Consider the following 11870-nt stretch of genomic DNA (forward strand, 5'->3'; position numbering starts at 1 on the left):
GGGTCGTCCCCCGGGAGACTGCGGTCATGCGTAGCTCCGCTGGGTGGGGTGGACGTACTCGAAGACCAGGTCTTCCTTGTGCAGGACGGGGGCCGAGCCGGTGCGCGTGAACTCCCAGGCGGCCGCGTACGCGAACTCCTCGTCCTTGCGAGCCGCCTCGCCGTCCGGGGTCTGCGACTCCTCGCGGAAGTGGCCGCCGCACGACTCGGAGCGGTGCAGCGCGTCCAGGCACATGAGCTCGGCGAGCTCCAGGTAGTCGACGACGCGGTTGGCCTTCTCCAGGGACTGGTTGAACTCCTCGCCCGTCCCCGGGACCTTGATGCGCCGCCAGAACTCCTCACGGATCTGCGGGATCCGTTCCAGGGCCTTGCGCAGGCCGGATTCCGTGCGGGCCATGCCGCAGAACTCCCACATCAGCTCGCCCACCTCGCGGTGGAAGGAGTCCGGGGTGCGGTCGCCGTCGACGGACAGGAGCCGGCTGAGCCGGTCCCCGGTCTCGGCCAGCACCTCCCGGACGACGGGGTGTTCGTCGGTCACCGCCTCCTGGTGCGGGTTGCGGGCCAGGTAGTCGTTGATGGTCGACGGCAGGACGAAGTAGCCGTCGGCGAGGCCCTGCATCAGCGCGGAGGCGCCGAGCCGGTTCGCGCCGTGGTCGGAGAAGTTCGCCTCGCCGATCGCGAACAGTCCGGGGATCGTGGTCTGCAGGTCGTAGTCGACCCACAGCCCGCCCATCGTGTAGTGCACGGCCGGATAGATCCGCATCGGCACCTCGTACGGGTTCTCCGCGGTGATCCGCTCGTACATGTCGAAGAGGTTGCCGTACTTCTCCTCGACCTTGCCGCGGCCCATGCGCCGGATGGCGTCGGCGAAGTCGAGGTAGACGCCCTGGCCGCCGGGGCCGACACCGCGGCCCTCGTCGCAGACGTTCTTCGCGGCGCGGGAGGCGATGTCGCGGGGGACGAGGTTGCCGAAGGACGGGTAGATCCGCTCCAGGTAGTAGTCGCGCTCGTCCTCGGGGATCTCGCCCGGCGGGCGGGTGTCGCCCTTCGCCTTCGGCACCCAGATGCGTCCGTCGTTGCGCAGCGACTCGCTCATCAGCGTCAGCTTGGACTGATGGTCGCCGGTGCGCGGGATACAGGTGGGATGGATCTGCGTGAAGCACGGGTTGGCGAACCAGGCTCCGCGCCGGTGCGCCCGCCAGACGGCGGTCGCGTTGGAGTTCATGGCGTTGGTGGACAGGTAGAAGACGTTGCCGTAGCCGCCGGAGGCGAGGACGACGGCGTCGGCGAAGTGGGCCGAGATCTTCCCCGTGACCAGGTCGCGGGCGACGATCCCGCGCGCCCGGCCGTCGACCACGATCAGGTCGAGCAGCTCGGTGCGCGCATGCATCTCCACGTTCCCCGCGGCGATCTGCCTCGACAGCGCCTGGTAGGCGCCGAGGAGAAGCTGCTGGCCCGTCTGGCCGCGGGCGTAGAAGGTGCGGGAGACCTGGACGCCGCCGAAGGAGCGGGTGTCGAGCAGACCGCCGTACTCACGGGCGAAGGGGACGCCCTGGGCCACGCACTGGTCGATGATCTCCACGGAGATCTGGGCGAGGCGGTGGACGTTGGACTCGCGGGCCCGGAAGTCGCCGCCCTTGACGGTGTCGTAGAAGAGCCGGTGGATGGAGTCGCCGTCGTTGCGGTAGTTCTTGGCGGCGTTGATGCCGCCCTGGGCGGCTATGGAATGGGCGCGGCGCGGCGAGTCCTGGTAGCAGAACTGCACGACGTGGTAGCCCTGTTCGGCGAGGGTGGCGCCGGCCGAGCCGCCGGCGAGGCCGGTGCCCACCACGATGACGGTGTGCTTGCGGCGGTTGGCCGGGTTGACCAGCTTGGCCTCGAAGCGGCGCCTGTCCCAGCGCTCGGCGACGGGGCCGCCGGGGGCTGCGGTGTCGACGGCCGGTGTCCCGGTCGTGTAGTCGGTGTACTTGCTCATCTCAGCCCACCACTCCAGTCATCACGGCCACGGGTACGGAGACGAATCCGGCGGTCAGCACCAGGGCCAGCGCGTTGGCGAGGAACTTCAGGGCGCGGTCGCGGGCGGCGTTGCCGACGCCGAGGGTCTGCGCGGCGCTCCAGAAGCCGTGCCGGACGTGCAGTCCCACGGCGAGCATCGCCACGATGTAGATCGCGTTGCCGTACCAGGTGGAGAAGGTGTCCACGACGTTCTGGTACGGGTGGCCCTCCTCGAACCCGCCGGGGTGGACGGTGCCGGTGGTCAGGTCCAGGACGTGCCAGACGATGAACAGCGCGAGGATGATCCCGCCCCAGCGCATGGTCCGCGTGGCGTAACTGGCGCGTGGCCTGCCGTGGACGTACTTGGTGGGGCGCGCCTTGATGTCCCGCCTGCTCAGCTGGTACGCGGAGACCGCGTGGCCGGCCACCGCCGCGAGCAGGACGACCCGGACGATCCACAGCGCCCAGGAGTAGTGCAGGAAGGGGTCACCCATGGTGCGCAGCCAGTGGCCGTACGCGTTGAACTCGCCCGGACCGAAGAAGATCTTCAGGTTGCCGAGGACGTGGGCGACCAGATAGCCGAGCATCACCAGTCCGCTGACCGCCATCACGGTCTTCTTGCCGATGGTGGAGTTCCAGAACGTGCCGCGTGTGCCGGACGGGTTTGGGCCCGTCCGCGTTGCCGTTGCCATGTCTTCAGACGCTAGAGCCGGGGACCCCGAGAGGTCCAAGACATGGTCCGGCTGATCTCGATAGCCTGATCCTATGCAGTTCCAGCAGCTCCTGTATTTCGTGGCGGTGGCCGAGACCCGGCACTTCACCCGCGCCGCCGAGCGCGTCCACGTCTCCCAGCCCTCGCTGTCCCAGCAGATCAGGGCGCTGGAGAAGGAGCTCGGGGCGGAGCTGTTCAGCCGGGCTCGCGGCAATATCGCGCTCACCGACGCGGGCGAGGCGCTGCTGCCGCTCGCCCGGCGCATCCTGGCCGACGCGGACACCGCCCGCCACGAGGTGCAGGAGCTCGCCCAGCTGCGGCGGGGCAGGGTGCGACTGGGCGCCACGCCCAGTGTGTGCACGGGCCTGCTGCCCGAGGTGCTGCGTGCCTTCCACGATCTGCACCCGGGCATCCAGCTCCTGATCGAGGAGGGCGGCTCGCACGATCTGGTGCGGGAGCTGGCGCGGGGGAGCCTCGACCTGGCCCTGGTCGTCCTGCCGCTGCCGAGCCCGTCACCGGCGCTGATCACCACGGAGCTGCTGCGGGAGGACCTGGTGGTGGTCTCGTCGGCCGCGGCGCCGGCGCCCCGCAGGCCCGTGCGGATCGCCGATCTCCAGGGCCGGCCCATGGTGATGTTCCGGCACGGCTACGACCTGCGCGAGCTGACGGTCGCCGCGTGCCGGGCGGAGGGCTTCGAGCCGTCGTTCACGGTCGAGGGCGGCGAGATGGACGCGGTGCTCGGCTTCGTACGGGCCGGGCTGGGCCTGGCGGTGGTGCCCGCGATGGTCGCGGCGCGGGCCGGGCGCGACCTGCGGGTGACCCCGCTCGCCCGGCCGGGGCTGCGCCGCACGATCGCGCTGGCTCACCGCAGCGACGTGGCACCGCCCCGGGCCGCGCGCGAGCTGCAGCGGCTGCTGCTCGCGCGCGGGGAGTGAGCGGTCACACCGCGTCGGCCAGCACCAGGGCGTGGATGCGGTCCGGGGCCCCCGGGCGGGCGTAGTACCAGCCCTGGGCGGTGTCGCAGCCCAGCTCGCGCAGCTGCTCGGCCTGTGCGCCGGTCTCCACGCCCTCCACGGTCACGGCGAGCTCCAGACTGTGCGCCAGGGACACGATCCCCTCGACGATCTTCAGGTCGACGGGGTCGGCAGGCAGGCGCTGCATGCCCTGGGTGAAGGAGCGGTCCAGCTTCAGCACGCTCACCGGCAGGCGGCGCAGGTTGGCCAGGTTGGAGTAGCCGGTGCCGAAGTCGTCCAGGGCTATGTCGACGCCCATGTCGGCCAGCTGGCGCAGTGGCTTGAGCAGGTCGTCGTCGGCCCCGATGAGGGCGGACTCGGTGACCTCCAGGCACAGCGCGCCCGGTTCGAGGCCGGAGCGTTCCAGGACGTCGACGGTGTCGGCGACCAGGCCCGGGTGGTGCAGCTGCGTCGGCGACAGGTTGACGTTGATCCGCAGCGGCCCGCCGGAGGCGCCGCCGGGGCACTTCTCCTGCCAGAACCTGGCCTGGCGCACCGCTTCCTGCAGCACCCAGCGGCCCAGTGGCACGATCAGGCCGGTGTGTTCGGCGAGCGGGATGAACCGGTCGGGCCCGAGCACCCCGTGCTGCGGGTGGCACCAGCGGACCAGGGCCTCCGCGCCGTGCACGGTGCCGTCGCCGAGGTGCACCAGAGGCTGGTACTCGATGAAGAACTCACCGCGCTCCAGGGCCGCGGGCAGCGCGGTCGTCAGTCCGTGCCGGGTGATGGCTCGGGCGTCCGCCTCCGGGTCGGCCCGCTCGAAGCGGTTCCCGCCGGCCGACTTGGCCCGGTACATGGTGATGTCGGCACTGCGCAGCACCTCGGCCGACCCGCGTTCCCCGGCGGGCCCCTCCACGATGCCTACGCTGCCCCTGACGGTCAGTTCCCGCCCGTCCAGCCGGACGGGTGCGGCCAGGGCGGCGAGGATGCGGTGCGCGAGCTCGCCGACCTCCTTCTCGGTGTCCGGGCCGGTGGTCAGGGCCACGAACTCGTCGCCGCCGAGCCGGGCGACCATCTCCCCCGGCCTCGTCGCGCAGCTCTGCAGCCGGTCGGCGACCTCCACCAGGAGGCGGTCACCCGCCGAGTGGCCGAGGCTGTCGTTGATGGCCTTGAAGCCGTCGATGTCCAGGTAGCACAGTCCGAAACGGGAGCCGTCGCCCGCCGAGACGGCCTTCTCCAGCCGTTCGAAGAAGAGCGTCCGGTTGGGCAGCCCGGTCAGCGCGTCATGCGTCGCCTCGTACCGCAGCCGGAGGTTGAGCAGCCGCCGCTCGGTGGTGTCCTCCATCAGCGCCAGCTGGTACTGCGGCCGTCCCTCGGCGTCCCTGAGCAGGGAGACCGTCAAGTTGGTCCACAGGACGGTGCCGTCTCCCCGGTAGTAGGGCTTCTCGACGCGGTAGTGGTCGCGTTCACCGCGTACGAGTTCCCCGTACAGCTTCCAGACGTGCGGGGCGTCCTCCGGGTGCACCCACTCGCTGATCCTGCGGGTGCGCACCCGGTTCTCCAGCCCCCCGAACATCTGGATGAGCGCCTCGTTCACCTCCAGGACGTTGCCGTCGAGGTCGGCGATGCCGATGCCGATGGCGGCCCCCTCGAAGACCGCCCGGAACCGGGCCTCCGTGGCGTGCAGGGCCTGCTCGGCGAAACTGCGGGCGGCCAGCGCCGAGCGGGCGATGGCCTCCTGCTCGGCCAGGGTGCGCTGGCGCAGGGCGTGCGCGAAGCCGGCGGCCAGCGCGTGCTGCAACCGGGCGCAACGGGCCCGCAGTTCCTCAACCTGGGTGGCGTCCCCGTCGCCCCCGCAGTACAGCACCAGATACGACTCCACCACCCCCAGGGTGCGGCTGAGGGCGTCCGGGTCGGTGCAGTGGGCGTCGACCAGTGCGGCCCCCACGCCCTGCGCGGGCGACGGGTCGAAGGGCCACATGTGCAGGGCGTCGCTCAGCACCCGGGCGCTGGGCAGGAGATGCTCTTCGAACTCGGCCCGGGTCAGGGACGTGGCCGTGACCGGGAAGATCGCCCGGCTCCAGATCGTCGCGAACCGTCTGAGTCTGTCCTCGAGGCCGTCCCGCTCCGCCTCGGAGCCCGACCTCTGCGCGGGGACGCTCACGCCTTGCGCCCCACCCCTGCGAAGCCCGAGAAGGCGTATGGATCCTCCTGCTCGGGGGACCCTTCGGGCTGCCAGTCCGGCATCGACACCAGGCCCGGTTCGACCATCTCGTAGCCGTCGAAGAAGCGGGCTATCTCTTCGCGGGACCGCATCACGAGCGGGTTGCGGATCTCACGGTACACGCCGACGGCCCCGCCCGCCTGTTCCTGGGTGAGCGGGATGCCCTCGTACGAGGCGTGGGTGAGGATCAGCAGGCTGCCGGGCGCGAGCGCGTCGCGCAACTCGGCGACGGCCTGCTGGGGTTCGTCCTGGTCCTCCAGGAAGTGCAGGACGGCGACGAGGAGCAGGGCCACCGGGCGGTCCAGGTCGAGGAGCCGCAGCGTCTCGGGAGCGGTGAGGATGTCCTTGGGCTTGCGCAGGTCGGCGCCGACGACCCCGGCGTGCTCGATGCCCTCCAGGACGGCCCGGCTGTGCGCCACGGCGACGGGGTCGTGGTCGACGTACACCACGCGGGCGTCGGGGCAGGCCTTCTGGGCGACCTCGTGGACGTTGCCGAACGTCGGTATGCCGGAGCCTATGTCGAGGAACTGGGTGACGCCCTCGCCCACTGCGTGGCGGACGGCGCGGCGCATGAACGCCCGGTTCGCCTGCATGATCTTGGGAAGCCCCGGCATGAACTCCATGGCTTTGCGGGCGGCTTCCCGGTCGACCTCGAAATTGTGCGAGCCGCCCAGGTAGTAGTCGTAAATGCGGGACACGCTCGGTACCGAAATATCGATACCTGGCGGGGCCCAGGCGGGACGCTCCATCGAAGTCTCCAACAAGTCGCCACGGAGGATACGGCCATGTTCATGGCCAGTGTTCGAGCCGAGGCTACTGATCGCCCGCCGAGAGAGCGAGTGGAACCGGAAATTAGCGGTCCGTTCTTGGTCACACGCCGCTGGCACGTGCGGGCACAGACCAGTGGCACGTGCAACCGGCCCGCCCTCACACGGGTGTGTGAGGACGGGCCGGCGGGAATCCGGATCGGTGGGCTCCGGACTCCCGATTGGCCGGAAAGCGCGCGTGGGGACTCTACTTGGGCGCTCCGACCAGCTTTCCGTCGGGGGAGACGGCGTACCAGGTGCCGCCCACGCCCTGTCCGTTGGTGTCACCGGGCTTCTTGTCGCCCGCGAAGGTGTAAATCGGCCAGCAGTCCATGGTCTGCTGCTTGATGCCGTCGGGCCGGTTGAACACCACGAAGCCCTTCGTGGAAACTCCGTCCACGTCGTTCTTGTCGACGGGCGCGACCACGGGCCACTTCTTCAGGCAGTCGCCGGTGCACGCCGTCTTCATCGGCCAGGCCGAGTCCTTCTCGAACCGGTAGACCGTCATTCCGTTCTTGTCGACCACGATCTCACCGAGCTTGGGGTCCTTGCGGACCGACAGTCCCGCGAGGTCGGCACCGGAGCCGCCACCGGCCTCCTCACCGGCGCCCTCGTCCCCGGCTCCCTCGTCGCCGCCACCGGCGTTGCCGGGCGCGGCCTTCTTGCCGTCCGGCGCCGCGGCGAACCACGTACCGCCGACACCCTGGCCCTTGATGTCACCGGCCTTGGTGTCCTTGGCGTACCGGTACATCGGCCAGCCGTCGATGGTCAGCTGCTTGGTGCCGTCGGCACGGGTCACCTCTCCCATGAGCGAGGCGTCGACACCGGCCGGGGGCTTGGCCCCCTCGGCGGACACCACGGGCCAGGCCTTCTCGCAGTCGCCCTCACAGTTCGACTTCGGCGGGTTCGGGGTGTCCTTGTCGAAGCGGTAGAGGGTGAAGCCCTCGCTGTCGGTGACCACTTCACCGAACTGCTTGCTGTCCCAGATGGCGAGCTGGCCGGCCGGCTTGGCGGCGGCCGCGCCCTGGGCACCGGTGTCCGCGCCGGATCCGTATCCGCCACCGGACCCGTACGCACCGTCGGCGGGCGCCCCTGCCGGGGCGGCGGCGCCCACGGACTGGCCGTTCGGGCTCTGCTCCCCCTTCTCCTGGCCACATGCGGTCGTCAGTGCGAGCACGGCCACCGCGGTCACGGCGAGCGAGGCGTTCCGCCTGGTCTTCATGTCAACTCCCGTATTATGGAGGTCAGTTGCGACGCCTCGAGGTGCGCCGTTCATGACCCTAGGTACGGGCGCGGGGGTGCTCCGTGTTCAACGGCCCGGGAAAATTTCTTCGAGAGACGTAAGCCACGGCGTTCGGAAACCCCTCCATCAGGCGAATCACCGCTGTTCCGGGCCCATCGGCCGATGTGTTTGATCATGCTCGGGCGGGTGTACGCAACGTTCGTCGCGCGGCTGTCAGCGGCCGCCGCTTTCACCTGCCTGCTGGCCACCGGCACGGCGCCACCCGCCGCCGCCGACGCCTGCGCCTACGCCTCCGTGGGGCCCGGCGGCCCCGCGGCGGTCTCGTCCGCGGGCTCCTTGACCTGCGGGCCGAGCCCGAGCCCCACGCCCCCACCGGCACCCACGCCACCACCGCCGGAACCGGCCACGCCACCACCGCCGCCACCGCCGCCCCCGCCGCCCCCGCCGCCCCCGCCGACGAAGAGTCCTTCTCCGAAGCCCGCCGCGCCGGCGCCCCCACCCGCGCCCGTTCCACCCGCGCCACCCGCGCCGCCGCCACCGCCCGCTCCGCCGGTGCGCGAGCCGGCGCCGGCGCCGGCGGTCCGCGTGAAGCCCCCCTCGCCGTCCTACGCGCCGCTGCCCGCCTACCGCCGCGCCGATCCCCCCAAACCGGAAGGCGGCCCGTCGATGGTGTCGCTGATGCTCCTGCTCACCGCCCCCGCGGTGCTCGCCGCCGCAGCGCTGCGGCCCCGTTCCTCCCGCTGAGTTCCCCCCTCTCGATACTGACCGACTGACGGAGATTCCCTTGTCGGAATGGCTTGTTCTGTCCATCGCGATGGCCGCCGCGTGTGCGGTGGTCCTCACCATCGTCGTCATCAACAACCGGCGGATCGGTGACGACGACGATCCGTCCGAGACACCGGACGTCATCGAGTACATGACGATGATGATCGGCGTGGTGTACGCGATCGTCCTCGGGCTGGCCATCGCGGGCGTCTGGGAGGGCCGCAGCGCCGCCCAGGAGAGCGTCCGCCAGGAGGCGCAGGCCCTGCACGAGGTCGACGTGCGGGTCGAGGTGTGGCCGGCCGCCGTGCGCGAGCGCATCCGCGGCGATGTCGACGCGTATGTCGCGCACGTCGTCGACACCGAGTGGAACCACATGTCCGAGCGGGGCGAACTGACCGACAAGGGCACCGAACTCCTGGGCGAGCTGCGGCGCAGCGTCACGGACTACCGGCCCGCCGACGACCACGAGGGCGAGGCCTACCAGCCGCTGGTCGACCAGGTGGCGGCGGTGGACAACGCCCGCAGCGCCCGCGGGGAGAACGCGAGCGCGACGATGCCGGGCGTGGTGTGGTTCGGCCTGATCACCGGGGCGCTGATCACCGTGGGCCTGATCTTCACGCTCCAGATCCGGCGGACGTTCCGCGAACTGCTGCTGGCCGGGTTGTTCAGTGCGCTGATCGCGTTCCTGCTCTTCCTGATCTGGGCGTTCGACGCACCGTTCGGCCGCGGTGTGTCCGCGACGCCCGAGCCGTTCCTCGCCCTCTTCCCCGAGGCCGGGAGCTGAGCGGCGGTCCGCCGTTCGGAGTACCTCGGTGCCCCATTCGCCCGTCTGAGATCGCGGGTGTGGTACGGCGCTCCTAGCGTTTCGGGCATCGAGGTGCATATCGGATGGTTTGCGGAAATCCGTTCCGCAGCTGCTCCTCGGGACCCGGAGGATCGACCATGCGCGCGATACGTGCCGCCTCCGCCGCTCTGCTCGGAGCGGCCGCTCTCGCCCTGACCACCCCCGCCGCGGCCGCGCCGGTCCCGGGACCGGGCAAGCTCGCCCCGGGCGACTTCGCCCTCACCCCGTCGACCGTCGCACCCGGCGGGCGGATCACGCTCACCGCACCCGGCTGCTCGGGCACCGCCATGGCCTCGTCGGGCGTGTTCGACACGGTCACGATCCCGGCCGGCGGCTCGGCCACGGCGACCGTCGACTGGGACGCCAGGCGGGGCGCGGTCTACACGGTGTCGTTCACCTGCGCCGGTGGCACCCCCGGCACCGTCGACCTCACCATCACCTCGGCCCCCACGCCGACCGCCACGTCGACGGCGCTGCCGACCGTCACCAGGACGGCGACCAGGACCGTGGCACCCACCCAGGGCGCCCGCGGGGGTGTCGGCGGCAGCGTCGGCGGCTGGAACGGCGGCCAGCTCGCCGCCGGTACGGCCCTGGTGGTGGCCGCGTCCACCGGAATCATCTATGTGGTCCGCCGCCGGTCGGAGGGCCGCCGCCACTGAGCGGCGGGCTCGGGCCGACCCCGGCCCCGCACGCCAGTCGCCCCGAGTCCTGGACCAGGACTCGGGGCGACTGGCGTAATCGGCCGACCGGGAGGTTCGGCCGGTCAGGCCTTTCCGCCGCTCATCCGGCGGCGACGGCTGATGAACAGCGCGCCGCCGACGGCCGCGGTGCCCACCATGGCCGCGCCGACGGCCATCTCGGCGGAGCTCGGGGCCATCGAACCGCCGAGGCCGCCCGTCGCCCCACGGGCGGCGAGGACGGTGAAGGTGCGGGTGACGACGCGGGGGTTGTCGCTGCACTTGACGGCCAGGTTGTACTGGCCCGGCGTGGCGTGGTCGTAGATCCGGGGGGTGGCGGCCGAGTGGCCCGAGGAATTGACGGTGAGGGCCGTCTTGGGGAACGCGTTGGACGTGACGGTGCCGCCGTGGCCACATCCCAGGGCGCTGACCGCCAGGCTGCCGCCCTGGTGCACCTGGCTCGGAGAGACCGTGACGTTGGACGGACCATTGGTCGCGGCGGCCAGCGGGGCGGCCAGCCCGACGGCCGCGCAGGCGGTGGCGGCCACCGCGAGGGCGCGTGAAGCACGCATCGTTGAACCTCCAGTGGAAGACGCCCCGAAGCGGCGCTCCGGGAAATTCGACGAGTACGCCTCCCACGACGAACCATCACAAGTTGCCTATGAAGCCGCATTTCGGGCACTGGTCCACCCCGGTGAGGCGACACGCCTGCCGGGCACGTGCGCAGCTGACGGAGTCGCAGGTCACAGACCGTCAGGCAGGTTGTCCGACGATTACTCGGATGGGTCATCACCCGTTCGGACCGCCACCCGTTCGCCCTTCCCCGATCGCCCGTGTTGCGCGTTGCGCTTACCGTGCGGAGAGGCCTCGTGAAGGGAGAACCATGGGTCTGGACCGCAGCGGCTTCGATTGGAGGCGGCGCTCACCGTGGGGTGCGCTGGCTCTTGTCATGCTGACCGGTCTCGCGATGATGCGGAACGGCGTCGAGGACCACCTGGGTCCGCCGCAGCCGGCCGCCATAGCGGCGCCCGCGGCGAGCGGCCGGGTGGGCGCGGCGCCCATTCCCCCGCCCTCGCTGCAGACGCTCGCGTACGCGCCCGCCTCGCGGGTGCGGATCGAGAGCATCAACGTCGACGCCCCGATCATGGACGTGGGCCTGGACCAGGCGGGGTTCATCGACGCGCCGCCGCCGCAGGACCCCAACATGGCGGGCTGGTATCAGAACGGCATCTCCCCGGGTCAGCGCGGTACGTCGATCGTCGTGGGCCATGTCGACAACGCAGCCGGTCCGGCCGTCTTCTACGGTCTGGGCGCGCTGCGCAAGGGCGAGCACGTCGAGGTGACGCGCTACGACGGCCGGGTCGCGGTCTTCGAGGTGTACGGGATCGAGGTGTTCTCGAAGGATGACTTCCCCGGGCCGCGTGTCTACGGCGATACCGGCCACGCCGAACTTCGCGTGATCACCTGCGGTGGCGGCTACTCCAAGGCCAACGGCTACGACGGCAACGTGGTCGTCTTCGCCCGCATGGTCGCGACACGCTGAGCCGGGCGGGCAGGAGGGGACGGAACGGGCCCGCCGCTGCCCGCGACGGACCCCGCCGCTGCCCGGCATCCACGGACCCCGGTGCTCCGGGACGGGCCCGGCGCGCGGG

At 71.2% G+C, this 11870-nt stretch carries 11 protein-coding genes; 5 read left to right on the forward strand and 6 right to left on the reverse strand.

Annotation, left to right across the window (positions count from 1 at the left end):
• Positions 1–24: 24 nt before the first annotated feature.
• Both ACY34K_RS12075 and ACY34K_RS12080 read right to left on the reverse strand, forming a co-directional pair.
• Positions 25–1974 carry a fumarate reductase/succinate dehydrogenase flavoprotein subunit gene (locus tag ACY34K_RS12075; protein WP_462746188.1) on the reverse strand — a complete coding sequence of 650 codons (1950 nt, stop codon included), beginning with the start codon at positions 1972–1974 and terminating at the stop codon, positions 25–27.
• Position 1975: 1 nt separating this feature from the next.
• Entirely contained in the window at positions 1976–2686 is a 711-nt protein-coding gene (locus ACY34K_RS12080; RefSeq protein ID WP_462746189.1) for a succinate dehydrogenase, read from the reverse strand.
• A gap of 73 nt (positions 2687–2759) precedes the next feature.
• Here ACY34K_RS12080 and ACY34K_RS12085 point away from each other — a divergent pair, with 73 nt between their 5' ends.
• The gene (locus ACY34K_RS12085; protein WP_462746190.1) at positions 2760–3641 is read left to right on the forward strand and encodes a LysR family transcriptional regulator; all 882 of its coding nucleotides are present in this window, start codon (positions 2760–2762) and stop codon (positions 3639–3641) included.
• Between the two features lie 4 nt (positions 3642–3645).
• Here ACY34K_RS12085 and ACY34K_RS12090 read toward each other — a convergent pair whose 3' ends face one another.
• The 3 genes from ACY34K_RS12090 to ACY34K_RS12100 form a co-directional block, all read right to left on the reverse strand.
• Positions 3646–5823, reverse strand: a complete 2178-nt coding sequence (locus ACY34K_RS12090; protein ID WP_462746191.1) for a putative bifunctional diguanylate cyclase/phosphodiesterase — start codon at positions 5821–5823, stop codon at positions 3646–3648.
• Positions 5820–6632, reverse strand: coding sequence for an SAM-dependent methyltransferase (locus ACY34K_RS12095; RefSeq protein ID WP_462746192.1), 813 nt, complete (start codon positions 6630–6632; stop codon positions 5820–5822). Before ACY34K_RS12095 ends, ACY34K_RS12090 begins: the two co-directional genes overlap by 4 nt.
• Positions 6633–6897: 265 nt before the next feature.
• Entirely contained in the window at positions 6898–7911 is a 1014-nt protein-coding gene (locus ACY34K_RS12100; protein WP_462746193.1) for an SCO0930 family lipoprotein, read from the reverse strand.
• 606 nt (positions 7912–8517) lie between these two features.
• Between ACY34K_RS12100 and ACY34K_RS12105 the strand changes: the two genes are divergently transcribed.
• From ACY34K_RS12105 to ACY34K_RS12115, 3 genes are all read left to right on the forward strand, one after another.
• Positions 8518–8676, forward strand: a complete 159-nt coding sequence (locus ACY34K_RS12105; protein WP_462746194.1) for a hypothetical protein — start codon at positions 8518–8520, stop codon at positions 8674–8676.
• A 40-nt stretch (positions 8677–8716) separates the two neighbouring features.
• On the forward strand, positions 8717–9481 hold the full coding sequence (locus ACY34K_RS12110) for a bestrophin-like domain (RefSeq protein WP_462746195.1): 765 nt from the start codon (positions 8717–8719) through the stop codon (positions 9479–9481).
• Between the two features lie 158 nt (positions 9482–9639).
• Entirely contained in the window at positions 9640–10200 is a 561-nt protein-coding gene (locus ACY34K_RS12115) for a hypothetical protein (protein WP_462746196.1), read from the forward strand.
• Positions 10201–10304: 104 nt separating this feature from the next.
• On the opposite strand, the gene ACY34K_RS12120 is transcribed toward ACY34K_RS12115, so the two are convergent.
• Complete coding sequence (locus ACY34K_RS12120; RefSeq protein ID WP_462746197.1) at positions 10305–10790, reverse strand: hypothetical protein; 486 nt, start codon at positions 10788–10790, stop codon at positions 10305–10307.
• Between the two features lie 311 nt (positions 10791–11101).
• Here ACY34K_RS12120 and ACY34K_RS12125 point away from each other — a divergent pair, with 311 nt between their 5' ends.
• The gene (locus ACY34K_RS12125; RefSeq protein WP_462746198.1) at positions 11102–11761 is read left to right on the forward strand and encodes a class F sortase; all 660 of its coding nucleotides are present in this window, start codon (positions 11102–11104) and stop codon (positions 11759–11761) included.
• Positions 11762–11870: the final 109 nt, after the last annotated feature.

It is taken from the genome of Streptomyces sp. STAM6, from assembly GCF_054963715.1.